The sequence below is a fragment of the Spirosoma knui genome (assembly GCF_054780635.1).
Genome location: NZ_BAAGVY010000012.1, coordinates 1 through 17,483, shown reverse-complemented (window position 1 = coordinate 17,483; position 17,483 = coordinate 1). Strand labels below are relative to the sequence as shown.

At 52.1% G+C, this 17,483-nt stretch carries 14 protein-coding genes and 1 rRNA gene; 3 read left to right on the top strand and 12 right to left on the bottom strand.

Annotated elements, in window-relative coordinates:
• Nucleotides 1–26: 26 nt before the first annotated feature.
• From ACYVIY_RS21850 to ACYVIY_RS21810, 9 genes are all read right to left on the bottom strand, one after another.
• Nucleotides 27–338 carry an AtuA-related protein gene (locus ACYVIY_RS21850; protein WP_460978527.1) on the bottom strand — a complete coding sequence of 104 codons (312 nt, stop codon included), beginning with the start codon at nucleotides 336–338 and terminating at the stop codon, nucleotides 27–29.
• Complete coding sequence (locus tag ACYVIY_RS21845; RefSeq protein ID WP_460978526.1) at nucleotides 335–1,663, bottom strand: acyclic terpene utilization AtuA family protein; 1,329 nt, start codon at nucleotides 1,661–1,663, stop codon at nucleotides 335–337. The genes ACYVIY_RS21850 and ACYVIY_RS21845 overlap by 4 nt, the downstream gene beginning before the upstream one ends.
• Nucleotides 1,664–1,720: 57 nt before the next feature.
• Nucleotides 1,721–3,016, bottom strand: coding sequence for a CitMHS family transporter (locus tag ACYVIY_RS21840; RefSeq protein WP_460978525.1), 1,296 nt, complete (start codon nucleotides 3,014–3,016; stop codon nucleotides 1,721–1,723).
• 78 nt (nucleotides 3,017–3,094) lie between these two features.
• Entirely contained in the window at nucleotides 3,095–6,517 is a 3,423-nt protein-coding gene (locus ACYVIY_RS21835) for a HEAT repeat domain-containing protein (protein ID WP_460978524.1), read from the bottom strand.
• 168 nt (nucleotides 6,518–6,685) lie between these two features.
• Complete coding sequence (locus ACYVIY_RS21830; protein ID WP_460978523.1) at nucleotides 6,686–8,326, bottom strand: carboxylesterase/lipase family protein; 1,641 nt, start codon at nucleotides 8,324–8,326, stop codon at nucleotides 6,686–6,688.
• A gap of 44 nt (nucleotides 8,327–8,370) precedes the next feature.
• The gene (locus ACYVIY_RS21825; protein ID WP_460978522.1) at nucleotides 8,371–9,960 is read right to left on the bottom strand and encodes a carboxylesterase/lipase family protein; all 1,590 of its coding nucleotides are present in this window, start codon (nucleotides 9,958–9,960) and stop codon (nucleotides 8,371–8,373) included.
• Between the two features lie 26 nt (nucleotides 9,961–9,986).
• Nucleotides 9,987–10,877 carry an alpha/beta hydrolase gene (locus ACYVIY_RS21820; RefSeq protein ID WP_460978521.1) on the bottom strand — a complete coding sequence of 297 codons (891 nt, stop codon included), beginning with the start codon at nucleotides 10,875–10,877 and terminating at the stop codon, nucleotides 9,987–9,989.
• A 5-nt stretch (nucleotides 10,878–10,882) separates the two neighbouring features.
• A complete protein-coding gene (locus ACYVIY_RS21815; protein WP_460978520.1) occupies nucleotides 10,883–11,767 on the bottom strand; it encodes an alpha/beta hydrolase in 885 nt (294 codons plus the stop codon).
• Nucleotides 11,768–12,646 (bottom strand): alpha/beta hydrolase, encoded by an 879-nt coding sequence (locus tag ACYVIY_RS21810; protein ID WP_460978519.1) that lies wholly within the window; start codon nucleotides 12,644–12,646, stop codon nucleotides 11,768–11,770.
• A gap of 126 nt (nucleotides 12,647–12,772) precedes the next feature.
• Between ACYVIY_RS21810 and ACYVIY_RS21805 the strand changes: the two genes are divergently transcribed.
• Nucleotides 12,773–13,501: an NUDIX hydrolase gene (locus ACYVIY_RS21805; protein WP_460978518.1), complete on the top strand. Its 729-nt coding sequence runs from the start codon at nucleotides 12,773–12,775 to the stop codon at nucleotides 13,499–13,501.
• 160 nt (nucleotides 13,502–13,661) lie between these two features.
• Here the strand turns inward: ACYVIY_RS21805 and ACYVIY_RS21800 are convergent, their stop codons facing one another.
• A complete protein-coding gene (locus ACYVIY_RS21800) occupies nucleotides 13,662–14,648 on the bottom strand; it encodes a phytanoyl-CoA dioxygenase family protein (RefSeq protein WP_460978517.1) in 987 nt (328 codons plus the stop codon).
• A gap of 200 nt (nucleotides 14,649–14,848) precedes the next feature.
• On the opposite strand from ACYVIY_RS21800, the gene ACYVIY_RS21795 reads away from it, so the two are divergent.
• Nucleotides 14,849–15,715, top strand: a complete 867-nt coding sequence (locus ACYVIY_RS21795) for an AraC family transcriptional regulator (RefSeq protein WP_460978516.1) — start codon at nucleotides 14,849–14,851, stop codon at nucleotides 15,713–15,715.
• 266 nt (nucleotides 15,716–15,981) lie between these two features.
• On the opposite strand, the gene ACYVIY_RS21790 is transcribed toward ACYVIY_RS21795, so the two are convergent.
• Nucleotides 15,982–16,128 (bottom strand): hypothetical protein, encoded by a 147-nt coding sequence (locus tag ACYVIY_RS21790; RefSeq protein WP_460978515.1) that lies wholly within the window; start codon nucleotides 16,126–16,128, stop codon nucleotides 15,982–15,984.
• Nucleotides 16,129–16,230: 102 nt separating this feature from the next.
• Nucleotides 16,231–16,716, bottom strand: a complete 486-nt coding sequence (locus ACYVIY_RS21785; protein ID WP_460978514.1) for a response regulator — start codon at nucleotides 16,714–16,716, stop codon at nucleotides 16,231–16,233.
• Between the two features lie 702 nt (nucleotides 16,717–17,418).
• On the opposite strand from ACYVIY_RS21785, the gene ACYVIY_RS21780 reads away from it, so the two are divergent.
• Nucleotides 17,419–17,483 (top strand): 16S ribosomal RNA (locus ACYVIY_RS21780); the annotation flags it as partial.

Here is a 17,483-nt window from a genome sequence, read left to right as displayed (position 1 = left end):
ACCCACTACGAGCGTTTCCGGAGCTACTAGACGTCGATGTCCATTGCCAGTAAGGCGTAGCTCAGCGTTTTGCCGTGTGTATCCATAGCCAGAGACGTAGTAACCCCACCCAGTAGCGCCTGCTCACACACGAACTGTAAAGCGGGCAGGTCAGGCAATTCGTACCGGGTAATCGTTCCGGCTACGATACCCGTTAAATGGTTCTTTACGGCCTCGGCGGTTACGACCGCGCGGAGCCGTTGGTAATCTTCCGCTTTGTACGGAATCAGCGAGAGCGTTAATGTATTGCCTTTGTCGCCCGCCCGGCTGTGAGCGAGCTCATACAGTTTTAGTTTCATGCCTGAAAGACGGTTACGTTGGTCTTGATCTGCGTTCGGTCGATGAGCGTTGAGACAATGCCCACTACGTCGTGAATGTATTTTCGGGCACCACCGCCCCCGGCCGGTCCGTTTGTATACAGGGCTTCTACCTCTTCGCCTACTAAAGCGGCCTGTTTCGCGGTGGCGGCTCTTCCCGCAACGCGCAGCCTGATTTCGTACGGATCGGGATAAGTTCCCAACGCGGTTCTGTGGACTGATGTGCTGCCAATGTAATCGACCCGAAGGTCAGCAAAGCGGTCCCGCAGCCGCTCCTGAATGATGGCTCCCGCGAGTTTGGCGCGTCCGAGGGCATTGGGCCCGGCATACGAAATTTCGCCTTCGCCAATGTAACCAGCGTCGTAACCTACGCTAACTTTTAACGTATCAGGCCGTGTCTGGCCGAGCCCCCCGGTGGCTCTAACCTGATCCGGGCCAGTTTGTTCCAGCCGAACCTGCGTGAAGTTGGCGATCACATCGGGCGTAACGTAACGACCGGGGTCCATGACTTCGTACAACAGTTGTTCTTTCGCCGTTGCTACGTTCAGCATACCGCCCGTACCCGCCACTTTGCCGAACAGGGCCGTGCCATCGGCAGAAACATCGGCAAATGGATGACCTAGGTAGGCCATATCCGGTACGTCTTTTTCGGCCCGGCCGGGGTCGGCAAAATAACCGCCCGTCAACTGACCGGCGCACTCCAGCAAGTGCCCGATGACCGTACCCTGTCCAATCAGGTTTGCGTCATCCAGCGACCAGCCAAATTCATGAACAAGCGGGGCCACAAACAGCGAAGGGTCGGCCACCCGCCCCGTGATGATAATATCCGCCCCCGTAGCCAGCGCTGGCAGAATCGCGTCCGTTCCGAGATAGGCATTTGCGGATAGTAAAGACCCTGATTCGCTCAGCGGTTTACCCGTTTCCAATGCCAGTTCGTTGCCCAAGAGCTGATCGAATATGTCGTCGCCCGTAACGACGGCGATGGTTGCGGATAGGTTTAATCGGGTTGCGATCTCACGGATTTTCTCAGCCGCTGCTAAGGGGTTGGCGGCTCCCATGTTCGTAATCAATCTGACCTTTTGGGCCAGCAAATGGGGCAACAGGCTTTCGATGCGTCGTTCCAACAGCGGGTCGTAGCCCAGCGCTGAATCCTGACGCCTGCGCTTCTGAGCAAGGGCAATGGTTCGTTCGGCCAGACATTCGAGTACGAGGTAATCCAACTGGCCCTCTTTTACCAGAATCACGGCGGGTTCGAGCCGATCACCGGAGAATCCGGCCCCACAGCCGATGCGAATTGTTGATTTCATCAAACAAGAAAAGAAAATGAGAGAATAAGCAAACGAGTCGCTCTATTCTAAGCTCGACTAAATGCTGATTGAACCCGTTAACAGGGCGGTTAGGGTCATAATGACCGTTGTGCCAAACGCCCATTTCAGAATAAATCGCTGGTGATCACCCAGGTCGACCTCGGCCAGTCCAACCAGCAGAAAGGTCGATGCCGTCAAGGGACTAACCGGAAAGCCAACCGTCATCTGGCCCAGCAAAGCCGCCCGGCCAATCTCCAGGGGATCGATGCCGAATTGGGTGGCCGTATTGCTGAGAATGGGAACCACGCCGAAGTAATACGCATCGGGCGTAAACAGCAGACTGGCGGGCATACTGGTCAGGGCCGTGAGGGTGGGTAGCCAGGATGCGTGCTGTTCCGGAATTAGCGATACCAGCGACGTAGCCATGGCATCAATCATCTTGGAACCCGTCAGGATACCCGAAAACACACCTGCTGCGAAGATCATGCTCGACACCATGAAGATGTTGTTCCCGTGGCTCCGTAGCACTTTTTGCTGATCGGGCAGTTTCGGGTAATTGATCACCAGCGCCACCGCAGCTGCCACCACAAACAGGGCAGGGGCCGGAAACCAGCCTTTCATAAGCGTTATGATGAGTGCCACCGTCAGGATTGCATTGATCCAGAAAAGTTTAGGCTGCCGGAGCTGACGCTGCTCATCGGTTAAGCTTTCGTCATGTACGTAGCGTAAATCGGCTACGCCTAGCCGTTTTCGTTCCTTTAGTCCGAACCAGTATGCTACAGCCAGCACCCAGCCAATGCCCGCCAGAATAGCCAGGATATTTGGGTTAAAGAGCTGAGTCGCATCCGTTTTAAGCGTCGATATGGCCCGGGCGGAAGTACCCGACCAGGGTACCAGATGCAGGGGACCAACGCTCAGCGCTACGATACCCGGCAGAATAAGCTTATTGATATTCAGTTGCCGGTAAATCGGCAGAAAGGCCGACATGACAATCATAAACGTAGCGGTCCCGTCGCCGTCGAGGTGGACGACCATTGTCAGGATGGCCGTACCGAGAATAACCTTCAACGGATCGCCCTTTACGTACCGGAGGATGGCACCAATAACCGGGTCGAACAAACCGGCGTCAAGCATCGTCGCGAAATACAGAACGGCAAACATGAGCAGGATGCCCGTCGGGGCGACTTGCTTAAGCCCGGCCAGAATCATTTCGCCCAACTCCTTTGGATTGAATCCCGCCAGCAATCCCATTGCTAACGGTACCAGTACCAGCGCCGTAATGACGGATAGCCGCTTGGTAATGATCAGGATGAGAAACAGGGCAATGGTGGCAAAACCAAAGAAAGAAAGCATCGAATCAGAGAAGGGTGGGTAATAAAAAAAGTCGTCCCGCGATTGAAATAACGCAGGACGACTTGAATGGTAAGTTATTTAGTCGGATTTCAGCGTGGACAAGAAACTGACCACATCGCGAATTTCGCGTTTAGTGAGCAGATACTTCATGTCGGGCATACTCGACGGCGCGTAGGTCGTTTTGGCGATCTGATCCTTCCGTATTTTGGTGTCCGGCTCGTCTCCGCTTTTCAGCACCAGTTCCGAATCGGTCTCTTTCTGAACAATGCCGCTGAGCGTCTTGCCATCTTTCAGTTCAATCGTTGCCGTTCCGAATCCCGGGGCCAGTCGGGCACTTGGATTGACTACCGCTTCGAGCAGCTGTTCACGCGTCAGGCGGTTGGCTACACCATTGAGCCGGGGCCCGGCATTACCACCCAGATCATCGTAAGAGTGGCAACGAATACACTGCGCCGTCTGATGGCGGAAGAAAATGCGCCGTCCTTTATCGGCCTCGCCCCCAAATAGTGCGGCCTGGTACGAAGCCAGCACCGCATCGGGCGACTGCTTCGCCAGAATTGCCTTGTGCTGGTTGATCAGCGCAGCAGAATGCGTTTCGGCAATGGCTTCCTCCAGCTCCAGACTAATGGTTGTGGGTACTTTATTGGCCGACAAGTCGGCGAGAAGCTGATCAAAAACGGGTTTGGTATCCGCAATTGGGAGTTTACCTAGGGTGAGCAGAGCAGCTTGTTTTTCTTCGGTTGAATGGGTTTTCAAGACGTCTGATAACTGAGCGACCATCTGCGCTTTAGGCATACTGGTTTTACCGATTAGATCCAGTGCAGCTACCCGAACCCGTTTGTCGTCGTCGGCAAGGGCGGTTTCGATGGCTTTCCCGATCTGCTTATCGTTCAGGGCGGCCAATGCACGTAACGCTTCTACCCGGATCTCAGCATCCTTATCAGTTTTGAGCCGATCCAAGAGTACCGGACTGGCCGTCGCTATAGACATCTTACTAATGGCCCGGATCGCACTCCGCCGAATCGAAACTTCGGAGTTTGTAGCCAGTGTCGTGTATAAGCCCGCCGATTTCGTTTTCACCACCGCTGGGTCACGCGTTACCGGACCCCGATACCGACCGTCGACCCGGTCAAGCACAGACGGTTTCGCCCAGGTGCTCAACGCGTCCATCGCTTCCGCCCGTAAGGCGGCCGGGTTGCCAGTACCTTCGGCGTACTGGATCAGGTTCTGCATCGCTTCGGGCGTTCCTACGCGTAGGTTCGCGTTGATGGCCCGCCGAATGAGCGGTTCGTTCGTGAATTTAGTACCGACCAGCGCCTTGCCCAGCGCCGGTAAGGCCTGTGGAATCGAGAGGTCATCATTGATGCCGCGAGCGGCTTCGGTAACAATAAACTCATCACTGTCTTTCAGGAACGTAGCAATGCCGGGGTTGCTCATCCGGCGCAGCGCTACGACAGCCGCAATACGTACCGCCCGCGATGGGTGATTAGCTAATGCAACGATCGGTTCCGCTTTTCCGATACGGGACAGGGCGATACTGCCAGCCTGCCGGATGTACGTATCTTCGTCTTTATTGGCTTCAAGCAGAGCCACCAACGGCTGAATGGCTGGCGCGTAGGCGATACGTCCGAGTGCTTCGGCGGCAAAGAAACGAGTCCGAATGTTCTCGTCCTTCAGCATTGGTACCAGGGCCGATCCAGCCGCTGCGTAGCGGATGTCGCCTAACCAACGAGCCGCCTGAGCTCTGATTTCAGGATCACTGTCCTTGAGCAGCGGCATCAGGCGCTGGGCGTATTTCGCATCTTTGCGAGCCAGTTGACTCAAGCCCCAGATGCTGTGAACGCGAGCCAATTGGTTATCGGTTTGTTGAACCATCTGGCCAAAAGCTACGGCACCGGCTTCGCCCCGTTTTACCAACTCGAACTGCGCTTTTTGCCGGACTCGCATGTCGGCATTTTTGAGGTAGCTGCTCAAGTCACTGACCGGCGTTTTCGCGAAACTTTGCCCGAGCAATTTCTTGGTCAACGCCCGTTCAGCCCAGTTCGCGCCGTCCTTATCGTCGAGCTTCCAGACGCGACCGTAATCTTTCGTATCCCAGCCGTTGATCCAGTCCGCCACGTACATAGATCCATCCGGGCCGAAATCCAGACCGGTTGCCAGTACTCCACCCAAAATCTTCTTGGACTTATCGAGCTGAAACGAAGCGCCCTTTGGCTTCAGCGTAAAGGCATGAACACCCGACTGCGCCGGATTACCTACGAATTCAGCAATGAAAAAGGTATTTTTATATTTTGGACTCAGGGCCGTACCAGGATTATACAGCATACCAGCCGGACCGCTGACGAAGTTAGCCAGCGGAGGCAGGAAATAAGCCGCCTGCCCTTCGAAGCGCGGCTTGAACATCTGCTCGTCCATCCAGACCTTGTACGTATTGTTGAGCGGGTCGCGGTATTTGCCATACTGCCAGTTGCTGCGCCAGCCCGTATCCGAGCCGTTGATGATGTACACGAGCCGCTCTTTCTCGCCGGGATGGTCGCCGTCGTTGTCCTCACTGATCAGGTTGCCGTACTCGTCAAAGACAAATTCGTGAGTGTTACGAACTCCGTAAGCAAATACCTCAAAATCGCTGCCGTCGGGGTTTGACCGGACAATAACCCCGCTGTTTGGGTGCTCCCATTTCTTGCCGTCGGGGCCTTTTCCGTTAAACCCAATGTCGCCAATCTGCCAGTAGATACGTCCGTCAGGTCCCATCTCTACGCCCGAAAGGCCGTGTCCGCTAAAGCCGATGTGAACGCCGTAGCCGTGCGAAAGTGATTTTTTCTCGTCGGCAATGCCGTCGCCGTTTTTGTCGCGTAACCGCCAGAGGTCCGGTGCAACAGTGACGTATAGATCATTTCCGTCGGACAGAACACCGCCCATTACGTCGGTCGTTTCGTCGTTGAAGTCTTCGACGGCGAGTTTAGACAAGTCGGCTACGCCATCGCCGTTGGTATCTTCCAGCCGGAAGACCTGCTCCTTTTCCACGGTCATGTCGCGCCAGTCGTGCGAACCATCGCCGTTTACATCTTTGAGCCACTCGTTTTTCTTGCTGTTGGCGGGTGAAAGCACCCGGTGCAGAAACGCCCGTTTATCTTCAACGGTCTGGAGCCGGTTCGATTCAATTTCCCAGTCCTGATGGCCGCGGATGTCGAACTCCGAATTTTTCTGGCGATTCGTACGGGTATAATACAGACGGCCAAGATCGTCGATGTCAATTCCAATCGGATCGGACACCAGCGAATCGACACCCCATAGATTCAGGGTAAGTCCTTCGGCGAGTTGCGGTTTAACCAGGGCTTCGACGGCCTTCGCCATTTCGGCGGCTTTCTCGGGAGCCAGCTTTTTGATTCGCTTGCTGATCGGGTCTTCCATGAAGCTGGTAAGACCCACCCAGGTGGTTAGTCCAAGAGCCGCCAGGAAAATAACGGTTTGTCGAAGCGGAAATCGAGTTATCTTTTTCATGAAAAGAATCGGTTGCCAGGCAAATTGACTAGTACAGTGTTGAAATTCTTGCAACCTACTACTAAAGTGACTCTCGAAACTGATTTACTGCCAAAATTTCTCCGCCAACGATTGGCTGATCTGATATAGTTCAGCTAACCGTTGGCGGGGAAGTGTGGGAAGTTAAACTTATTTGGCCGCAGCTATGATGGGCTTGCCGGTTACAATCTCGAGCAACTCCTTGTCGTGGTGATTTCTTACCTGGCAGGTATTATCGAAAATCATATTGGCTCCGTTCTGGGCCGTGTAAGCAGGCCAGGTCGGTAAACTTTTGTGGTTTGGGTTGCCGGTATGCGCGAAGGCAATCCAGGCCCGGCTCATCTTATCAGCGAGGGTGTGCGCATCTTTTCCGCCCCCCGTCATTTCCTCACAGCGGCTGATGTTGTCGAACACAAATGGCAGTTCCATGCAGTGCATCGACTTATAAATGCCATCGTTTACCGGCGAATTCCAGGTGAACAGGTACATATATACCGGGGCGGCTCCCGCAACGGCTTTCTCACTAGCCTGCTGAATAGCGCCCGCCCGGAAATTAATGTCAATGTTTACGTAATCAGACGGTTGGGTAGTCTCGGGATACGCTTTTTTCACCGCGGCCAGATACGCATCTGTTTTGTCACCAATCCGTTTTTGCATACTGGCTTTGGCTGCATCCATATCCGCGACGCGGTTCGTCGGGTTGAACGGACCAAACTCGGTTTTCGTCGAGCCGACCAGCAGCGGAATGCTTTTCGAAAGGGCCATTGCCGCGGCTTCTGAAGGTTGATAGGGGAGAAAGCTGCCATCGTGGACAGGGCCCCAGCCTAAGCCGAACGCAGGGCGATTTTCGGCTTTCAAACTCTCGCCTACTTTACGTAATGCTTTTTTGCCAGCCGCGTTCAGCCGTTCGTACGAGATCGACTGGAGCGAATCAACCTGATTGGGCTGCAATTTTAATTCGTCAAGCAGGGCGGTGCCAATTTTTTGGGACAATTCCTTTTCGGTAAAGTTCGTTACGTAGCTTCCGCTTTGAATAATAGCTTTGTGGAACAGACCTTTGGCCGAAGGTGCATTCATCAGGCTGGTCACTTTGCCGCCACCACCCGACTGCCCGAAAATCGTTACGTTGCTGGGGTCGCCACCAAACTGCGCAATGTTCTGCTTCACCCATTCCAGCGAGGCTACCAAATCCATCAGGCCCGCGTTGGCCGAATTCTTGTACTTCTCGCCGTAAGCCGACAAATCCAGGAATCCCAGTATGTTCAGGCGGTGATTGATGGTAACGACCACAACGTCACCTTTCTTGGCCAGGTTTTCGCCATCGTAAGAAGGCAACTCAACCGAAGAACCGGCGGTGAAACCGCCCCCGTGAAACCAGACCATAACGGGCCGTTTCTTAGCTGCTGTTACTTGGGGAGACCACACATTCAGGCTCAGGCAATTTTCGTTCGTATAGCCCCAGTTATGTTGAAACGGGAACTCGATCTCGTCGTAGACCGTCGTGGTGGGGTCCATTGGGCAAACGGGGCCATACGTCATTGAACTGCGCACGCCCGTCCAGGAATTAGGCTTCGTGGGGGCCATGAACCGATCGGCTTTCGCGTACGGAATGCCCTTGAACGTATACGTACCATTGTGGACGTAACCGCGCACTTTACCCGATTCGGTCGGAACAACGGCAATATCCTTACCCGCTGCAACTGGCGTTGACGCAACTTTGGCGGTTTGGCCTACGGCCAATACTGGCAGCGTAAGCACGGCAAGGGACAATAGAATGGGTTTAATTTTCATGTAGTTTGATTTATTGCAAATGGATTGTTAGGCTCGACTACGAATTAATTGGTGCGAGTTGCCTGCGGCTTGCTCAGTATACTGACCAGAAGATCCAGCGAAGGGGCGTCGACTAGTGGCTGAGCCTGAACCTTATCGCCCAGCACCATAACCTGTTTGTCTTTCGTTGAATAAGCTGGCCACTTGACTAAGCTGTTGCCGTTCGGATTGCCGGTCTTTATGAAGTTTGCCCAGTACGTCGATATCTGGTGGGCCAGTTTCGTATCAGTGGGGTCGAGTGGCCGGAGGGTATGGTCGATAAACTTCAGATTGTCATACGCGTACGCTACTTCGCCAGTGTGGAAAGCGCCATAGGTGGCGTACTGACCGGTGGCTGGCAATTTGCGCGTAAACCGATAGACGTATACAGGTTTGCTTTGTTTGCTGGCGACATTGGCCCAGGTATAGTTCTGAGCGCCGAAGGTCATATCGCGCGACAGGTAGTTCTGCGACTGGGCCGCTTCCGCATCCGTACTGGCGGGGTAGTATTGCAGCAGTTGCTGCGCGTCGGCTCCGTACTGCTGTTCGAGCTGCTTCCGAAATTCGTCGGCAGATTTGGGCTTACCGAAGGCCATACCTTCGTCCTGATTCCAGCCGGTAAGCAGCGTTACGTCGTTTTGCTTGCCAGCCGCAAAAATATCGGCGATGGGTTGCGGTAAAACGTAACCATCAATAACTGGCCCGCGCCCCTGCACTTTCTTCAGGATTTCGTCGGCGGGTTTGCTACGTAGCTCCGCCAGCGATGCGGCTCCTAACGTTTGCATGGCTTTAAGGCCAATTTCCTCAGCCTGTTGCAGCGATGCGTAGCGCCTTGAAAAACCGGCTCCACTTTCGGCAATGGCTTTGTTGAACAGGTTTTTGGCGAGGGGAGACGCCACCAACGCATTAACGCTCATCGACCCGGCCGACTGACCAGCGATTGTTACGTTGTTCGGGTCACCGCCGAACTGCGCAATGTTTTGTTTCACCCACTGCAAGGCCGCAATCTGATCCAGCAGGCCATAATTGCCCGACGCGTTGTGCCCCGACTCTTTCGTCAGTTCGGGATGGGACAGGAACCCAAACGGTCCGACCCGGTAGTTCGCGCTGACAAAAATGACGCCTTTCTTCGCCGTTGCCTCGCCGTCGTAAATGGCGCAGCCGGTGCCTCCGCTGTTGAATCCCCCGCCGTAAATCCAGACGAGTACCGGCAGGCGTTGCTTGGCGGACTTAGCGCCGGTCAGGCGTGACCCGGTCCATACATTCAGGTACAGGCAATCCTCGCTGATAGGCTCTTTAGGAATTAGAAATTCTGCACTCCAGGGGCCAAACGGATTCGGTGAGTTCTGCATCGGACTCGCGCCGTACTGATCACATGCACGAACGCCTGACCAGGGTTTGACCGGTTGAGGGGCTTTCCAACGCAGGTCACCAACCGGCGGAGCCGCAAAGGGAATGCCTTTAAAGCTCCGCACATCACCGTCTTTGTTAACGACTCCCGAAACCAGTCCTCCGGTAACGTTTACCGTATCGAGTTCGGCGGTTAAGGGCGCGAACGCCATAAAGCCAACGAGCCCAATTGCCGCCAGACTTATTGACAAACTTGCTTTTTTCATCGGTTAAGGAGTTGCCTATTCAATTGTTAATTAAAAGGAACAGCCACTTGATTCGCTTTCAGAATCTTGCTAAAAAACAGCATTTGGTAAGGCAGGGCGTTTTCCCAGTACTCCCAGGTGTGGGCTCCCGGCCGTTCCGTATAATCGTGCGGGGTCTTGTTGTCCATCAACTGGCGGTGTAAGTCGCGGTTGCCGTTGATGAGAAAATCGTCTACGCCAATATCGAAGATCAGCGGGAGGCCGTTTGCTTTAAGCTTGTCGGCCAGCGTCACCATCGTGTAGCCTGGGTAAGGCGCGTCCCCTTCTTTGGCCGGGCCCAGCAACTTCGTGAAATTCTCGGCGCGGGACTTGGCAAAGTCAGCAGGCACCTTCCACGTAGCGGTATTGATGTTCATGACGCCACTCATGCTCCCGGCAGCCGCGTAGAGCTCGGGGTGCCGCGACGAAATAAACATAGCGCCGTGCCCACCCATCGACAATCCCGCAATGATTCGCCCTTTCTTATCCCGAACCGTACGGTACGTATTGTCGATTTTGTCGATTAATTCTTTTGCGATAAACGTCTCGAACTGGCTGGTTTTAACCAGGGGGCTGTCGAAATAATAGCTGGTCGGGTCGCCATCGGGCGTAACAATAATCAGATTATACTGATCCGCCATCCGGTGCAGAAGTGTTTTGTCGGGCACTTTCGTAAGCCAGTCGCGAAAACTGCCCGTTCCACCGTGCAGCAGGTACAGAACAGGATAAACTTGTTTTTTCGCTTTGCGATACGTTTCGGGGAGCACCACTGCGGCCCGCAAGGTGCGGTTCATGCTGGCGCTGGGTACGTCCAACGTATCGACTTTGGCCGCGAACGTATTCAGCGACAGAAGACAACTGAGGAAAACGAGTACCGTTTGTAGGGGCGTTTTAACCATTATTTTTATTGGGCGATGGCTCCGTTCGCTTTCAATACGTTGCTAAAAAATAAAACATGATTCGGCAGGGAATTCTGCCAGTACTCCCACGAATGCCCGCCGGGCCGTTCCGAGTAGTCATGTGGCATCTGGTTGAATACTAACCTGCGGTGCAGCTCCCGGTTGGGCTCAATTAGGAAATCATCTACTCCGCAGTCAATCACGAGCTTGAGGCCATTTGCCTTCATCTTATCGGCCATACCAACGACGGAGTACGCTGCCCATCCATCGGGCGATTGGTCGAAGGCTCCCAGAATCTTTTCAAACTCCGCTTTTATGTTTTTAGCCGCGTCTGGCGGGAGTTTCCACGTGTTCATGTCCGGATTAAGCGCTCCGCTCATGCTGCCAGCCGCGCAGTACAGGTCGGGATGGCGAGTGGCCAGGTACAGCGCACCGTAACCGCCCATCGAAAGACCCGTGATGACACGGCCTTTTTTGTCGCGTATCGTACGATACGTCTTATCAATTTTCTCAACAACGTCCCTGGTCAGATAGCTCTCGAACTGGCTGCCTTTGGCAACCGGGCTGTCCAGGTAATAGCTGAAAACTTCGCCTTCCGGCATGGCGATGATGATATTATATTGATCGGCCAGACGGTGCAACAATGATTTATCGGGCGTTTTCGTGATCCAGTCGTTAAAGTGACCATAGCCGCCGTGGAGCAGATACAGCACTGGATAAGCCGTTTTGCCTTTTGCGTACGATTCGGGTAAAACAACGGCTGCGCGCATCGTCTTTTTCATCACCGTACTCGGCACATCCAACGTATCGACCTTTGCCGCCAGCGTATTGAATGATAGCAGACAGGCAAGTGCCAGAAGAGATTGGTTAATCGAAAATTTAATCATCATTTACTGGGAAATAGAACCGTTCGCTTTCAACACTTTCTGGAAAAACAACAGGTGATAGGGCAGCGAATTCTGCCAGTACTCCCAGGTGTGGCCACCGGGATGTTCAGTATAATCATGCGCTACTTTACTGTACACCAACCGACGGTGCAGTTCCCGATTCGGTTCGATCAGGAAATCGTCTACCCCACAATCGAAAATCAGCGGGAGGCCGCTGGCTTTAATCTTGTCGACCATATTCACCACCGAATTGGCTGCGTACAGATCCGGCGTTGCACCCATCGGGCCTAGGATACGGGTGAAGCCCGGCTCAATCTGTTTGGCAAACTCGGGAGGAATCCGCCAGTTAGCCGCATTCAGATCGACCGCTCCGCTCATGCTGCCAGCCGCGCAATACAGATCGGGGTGTCGAGTAGCCAGGTACAATGCCCCATGGCCGCCCATCGAGAGTCCCGTAATTACGCGCCCTTTGCGGTCGCGGATAGTGCGGTACGTATTGTCGATTTTCTCGATGACCTCTTTCGTAAGATACGTCTCGAAAAGGTTGTCTTTTTGTACTGGGCTATCCAGATACCCGCTCAGCCGATCTCCCTCGGGCATGACAACGATGAGGTTATACTGGTCGGCCAGTTTATGAACCAGCATCTTGTCGGGCGTTTGCTTAAGCCAGTCACTGAACTGTCCACCGCCACCGTGCAACAGATACAGCACTGGATAAGCGGGTTTGCTTTTGCTGTAGGACTCGGGTAAGACAATAGCCGCGCGCATTTTGCGATTCATCGCAGCACTGGGTACGTCGAGCGTATCAGCCTTGGCGCAAAAACCAGTGAGAGGCAGAGTTGCTAAGCTTAACGTAAAAAGAGATCGGGTAATCAAGTGCATAGACAAGAAAGACAGTGAGTAGATAGGCTAAATCAGGTCTTACATTTTGTAAATACTATCTTTACGTCAAAACTACGTAAAGATTCATTACGTTAAAAATACATAAAGCGATACTTGTAAGATTTTATGATCGATTATAATCATCCGGGAGTTCGCTATTTTCAGCAGGTATCAGAACAATGCATTCACTACCTGTCAATTGACGGGGTGATTTTTGGCTTTCACGAAAGCCAGTTGAAAGTTCTGCTGCTGCGCTGGAAGGGAACAAACGAGTGGAGTTTGCCCGGTGGGTTTATTTATAAAACTGAGTCCGTCGATACAGCCGCTGAGCGGGTCGTTCGGGAGCGGACCGGCTTAGATAAATTGTATCTGCACCAGTTTCATGTTTTTGGGGAAGCAAATCGCTACGACCAGGATGATACCTGGCGCCGGACCGGGTTGCCCTTGGGCGGCATTCAATGGTCCGAGCGAACCATTTCTATCGGCTATTATGCCCTCGTCGATTATTCAAAGGTAATGCCAACACCTGATATGCTTACGGAGGAGTGTCGCTGGTGGATTCTGGACGATATACCACCGTTACTGTTCGATCACAATCACATTATCAACGTAGCGTTAACCGCACTGCGCAAGCAACTGAGCGACCAGCCGATCAGCCATCTGTTACCAGAGCCATTTACCATACCCGAATTGCAGCGGCTGCACGAAACGATACTGGGCGGTTCGCTGGATGCCCGTAATTTTTACAAAAAAGTGATGGCTTCTGATCAACTGGAGCGCCTGGCTGAACGGCGATCGGGCACACCTCATAAAGCACCGTATCTATATCGGTTTAAGTCAGCCGACGAATTGTGAAATTTGATTAAACAGGTTATTCGTACAAAAGCTGACGCTCAGCCCCGCCACGGCGGGGCTGAGCGTCAGTAAACACTGGCTTGCAGTTAACTAAACCATACCCAATTATGGCATCAAAATGCCATGTTGGAACTGATCATTAGTTAAAAACCTAAACCGTTTACCACGGGTCGAGTCCAAGTAGTTTCTTGCCTAATGGAGATAGCTCAGCGACTGGATATTTTGTTTTCTCCCAACCGCGTGGGTCTCCAGGGAACGCGTATCCTTCGGGAGCCTGCCGGTCGCGCCAGGAGGTGATTCGCCATTGCCGAAGGGCTTCGTTGTCCTCCTGAGCGGGCATCATGGAAATATATTGGGCAATACGTACTTTATCGGTCGATAAGTTGGGCCGGATACCGTGGGCCAGCGTACTGTTAAAGATCAACAGATCCCCTGCTTCGAGCTTTACCTTCACGAGTTCGAAACCAGTAACGTCGGGCTTAAAATGATTCCGATCCTCGGCCTGCGTCAATTTCCACGTATCATACGTACGGTAGAGTTCAGGTACGCACTGAAAGCCTCCCATATTTTCGTCGGTCTGGTCGGCCAGAGCCAGTACGCCCTGTACGTTCTGGGGTTTGGTTTCTGGGTCGTAATCCCAGTGGATGAAGCCTTTGAACTCAAAACCAGGCCGAACAGGGAAGTTCAGATTAGCGCGGTCGATGGTTACCCAGAGTTTTTCGGTCCCCCAAACGTCAACGAACGCTTCATAGACGCGCGGGTATTGACGGTTTGCCCACATCAGCGGATGATTATAAATCTCGACCATACCGCTGTTAGTCAGCTCCTTCATTTTCATTTCGGCCCGTGGTGGAGCGTACCAGGTTGTTGGATCGTTCGAATTTTTCTGGTCAAACTCCCACAAAACAGCCGCCAGCCTTTCGGCCTGCTCGCGCGGAACCGCCTGCTTAACGATTACGTACCCGTTGTCAATCCAGAACTGCCAATCTTCTTCCGACAGTACCCGCAGCGGCTTGCCGTTCGAGCGGTCGTTGAGCTTGAGATGACTACTGGTCGGGGTAGACGGATTACCGGGAATGTCTTTATGCGCATTGTCTGGAATCATGGTGACAGACTGTTCTGGCAGGGTTGGGATTTGGGTTTCCATTACGTGCTGTTGATTTTGTTATAGTAGTTATAGTAAAATTACAGTTTTGAAGGTATGCTTCGCCCCGCCTATAATGACTGAAATTTGAACTATATTGCTCTTTAGTAATTAGTTTGTCCGGAAATAAATCAACCTTAGATAAATAAGCACACTAGCCGCCTTTCGCGCACACTTATAGGAATAGTAAACAATAGCTGCCAATGAAGAGTAAGCTTGAATCGATTCAGCCCGACACCAATAGTTCGTTTCGGATCTTACTGACTCCGCACCTGAACGACTTATTCTACTGGCATTATCACCCCGAATACGAACTCGTATATATCGAAGGAGTAAGCGGAACCCGTCATGTCGGCGAACACATCTCTACGTACGAGGGAAGTGACCTGGTGTTTATTGGTCCCAACGTACCTCACCTTAATTTCGACTACGGCGTTAAAGCGGAGTACCACGAGGTCGTCGTGCAGTTGAGCGAGCAGTTCCTCAAAAATGACCTGGGGGGCATGCCCGAACTGGCGGACATAGCCGGATTATTCGAGCGGGCACGACGGGGTATTTCGTTCAACGGAGAGACAAAGCAGCGAATCGGTGTGCAGTTGACGCAGCTTCTGAAACAACCCCCTTTTCGGCAACTGCTCAGCCTGCTAGCTATTTTCCAGGACCTGGCTACAACCGATGAGTGTGTACTCCTCAATGCCCGGCCGGTTGAACACGCCTACAACCGCAGCGAACAGCAACGAATCCGACGTATTTATCAGTTTGTGGAAGAGAACTACGCGCGACGTATCGATCTGGACGAAGTGGCTGACTTAACCAATCTGACGAAAGCGGCTTTCTGCCGATATATCAAACGTATGACCCGGCTGACGTTTACTGATTTTGTAAACCAATACCGAATCAGTCAGGCCAAAAAACAGCTCCTGCTCGACCGGACTGTAACCGAAGCCTGTTTCAGCAGCGGGTTTGACAGCCTGTCGTATTTCAATCGAATTTTCAGGAAGGCTACGAACGAAAATCCTTCACAATTCAAAAAACGGCATTTAGCGTCGATCGACAGGCCAACAAAATAGCTTAATCGGGTCAACCCCGTAAGGACTATCTTGCCAACTACGTACTGGGCCGGACGAATTGTGTAGCCATTCGCTCCGTCTTGCCTGACAGACGTACCACTACGTTTTATCAGCTTCTTTAACGTTTATCTGGCCATTGTCCGGCGCTGATCTGGATGGTGACGGTGATTGGGGAAACTATTGACAAACCCATCCACTAGTAAGCAAACCAAACAAAATCTAGCGTAATGGCCGGTATAATTCACCTGATCACTACGTTAGATTCATCATCCCTCGTCAACTCCCTCAGATAAATCGTCCAGGGAAAGGTCAGCGCCCCCAACCGTAGAATCACCCCCTCGTACGTTAGCCTGATCGCCACCATCACCTTTGGCGTCAGTCTTTGCATCCGTTAAGTGATCTGCTGAAATCAAACTTTCTTTACCAGGCTTCTCTGTTATTGATCCGTTTGCTTCGGCAGGACTGTAATAGTTTCGTTGGTTTCATCATGGCTTGCGGCTGAGAACAGTATGTGTTTAAAGTAGACTACGGCTGGCTGATGGAAGCGTAACCGTCTCCCACCAATACGTTCGGATCTGCGAAAAACAGGTAAGCCAGCCCGAAAAATCGATGGGTTTTATCAGAAAAGACGAAATGCCCAGTTGATAGGCATCCGTGATGTCGGTAGACGAAGCTGACGAACTAAACATCACAATTGGAATTTGATTGAAAGGTGGGCCTAGTTCTTTAAGTTGCAAGAGCAGTTCCCAGCCGTCAGTCCGCTGCGGTAAGTATAAATCCAGCAGGATAAGTTTAGGCACTTCAAAGTCATCACGATACCACTTTTCAAGCAATGATATTGTCTGCTCAGCGGTAGCCGTTCGGGAAACCTTCACCTCCGGCAAACATTGCTGCACAGCTTTATTGATAAGTACCCATTGGTCGTCTGTATCTTCAACTACCAATAAGGTAGCCTGACCAAAATTGCGTTTAAGTGTTACATGCTTGTTGGTTACATTCATCACATGTTGGAAGGTCAGTTGATAAACTTTTAAATCTATTGATTTTATAGAATTGTAAAATTATAGAATCAAACTGACTTTACTGATTTTGTTTTCCGCTGTGACCACTAAACCGTACACCTCGTATCAATTAAAACGCAATCTGTCATACTCTCTTCGTTCAATAGCGACTGAACAATGGATTTACTTAGCGTCACAACTATTCTAAACAAAGAAATCTACTGATTGTCTATAAGTTAACTTCATTGTGATGAATATCGGCTGACCTAACCTGTAAAAAAGCAGGAAAATAGTCAGTTAATCGGAACTCCACTTACCGAGTGGATGTTGCTCCTCTGATAACCTAAGGCTACCAAAGTGAGCGAAACGCTCCGCCTGGAGGTTATTTGCTGATGGTCAGTAGGTTAAGAAAAAGTTGCAAAAAAAAAGCGCTTTGGATGAACTACGGGCCCCAAATATGGCGTTATCAATTTGTTGCAATCAGCAAATCAATCCCCTGAATAGACAGGAAAGTGGGCCAGGCCTTCAAGCCGAGTTCTTAACTTGTGACTAAATCATAGGGTAGATTGATACAACGCTTCGGCCAACGGGCCAGGCGCGAAGTTCTTTGACAAACGGTCAGCACAGAAAGACTCAGCCTTACACCTTCGGGTGTCGGTTGAACAAGACAGTGATGAGATTTATCTTATCACACTAATATTTACGATGGAGAGTTTGATCCTGGCTCAGGATGAACGCTAGCGGCAGGCCTAATACATGCAAGTCGA

Excerpts from the sequence above, each read along its gene's own strand:
- ACYVIY_RS21810 (WP_460978519.1), bottom strand. The coding sequence starts at position 12,646 with ATGCACTTGATTACCCGATCTCTTTTTACGTTAAGCTTAGCAACTCTG.
- ACYVIY_RS21830 (WP_460978523.1), bottom strand. The coding sequence starts at position 8,326 with ATGAAAATTAAACCCATTCTATTGTCCCTTGCCGTGCTTACGCTGCCA.
- ACYVIY_RS21820 (WP_460978521.1), bottom strand. The coding sequence starts at position 10,877 with ATGGTTAAAACGCCCCTACAAACGGTACTCGTTTTCCTCAGTTGTCTT.
- ACYVIY_RS21840 (WP_460978525.1), bottom strand. The coding sequence starts at position 3,016 with ATGCTTTCTTTCTTTGGTTTTGCCACCATTGCCCTGTTTCTCATCCTG.
- ACYVIY_RS21805 (WP_460978518.1), top strand. The coding sequence starts at position 12,773 with ATGATCGATTATAATCATCCGGGAGTTCGCTATTTTCAGCAGGTATCA.
- ACYVIY_RS21845 (WP_460978526.1), bottom strand. The coding sequence starts at position 1,663 with ATGAAATCAACAATTCGCATCGGCTGTGGGGCCGGATTCTCCGGTGAT.
- ACYVIY_RS21800 (WP_460978517.1), bottom strand. The coding sequence starts at position 14,648 with ATGGAAACCCAAATCCCAACCCTGCCAGAACAGTCTGTCACCATGATT.
- ACYVIY_RS21795 (WP_460978516.1), top strand. The coding sequence starts at position 14,849 with ATGAAGAGTAAGCTTGAATCGATTCAGCCCGACACCAATAGTTCGTTT.
- ACYVIY_RS21835 (WP_460978524.1), bottom strand. The coding sequence starts at position 6,517 with ATGAAAAAGATAACTCGATTTCCGCTTCGACAAACCGTTATTTTCCTG.
- ACYVIY_RS21815 (WP_460978520.1), bottom strand. The coding sequence starts at position 11,767 with ATGATGATTAAATTTTCGATTAACCAATCTCTTCTGGCACTTGCCTGT.
- ACYVIY_RS21785 (WP_460978514.1), bottom strand. The coding sequence starts at position 16,716 with ATGAATGTAACCAACAAGCATGTAACACTTAAACGCAATTTTGGTCAG.
- ACYVIY_RS21825 (WP_460978522.1), bottom strand. The coding sequence starts at position 9,960 with ATGAAAAAAGCAAGTTTGTCAATAAGTCTGGCGGCAATTGGGCTCGTT.
- ACYVIY_RS21850 (WP_460978527.1), bottom strand. The coding sequence starts at position 338 with ATGAAACTAAAACTGTATGAGCTCGCTCACAGCCGGGCGGGCGACAAA.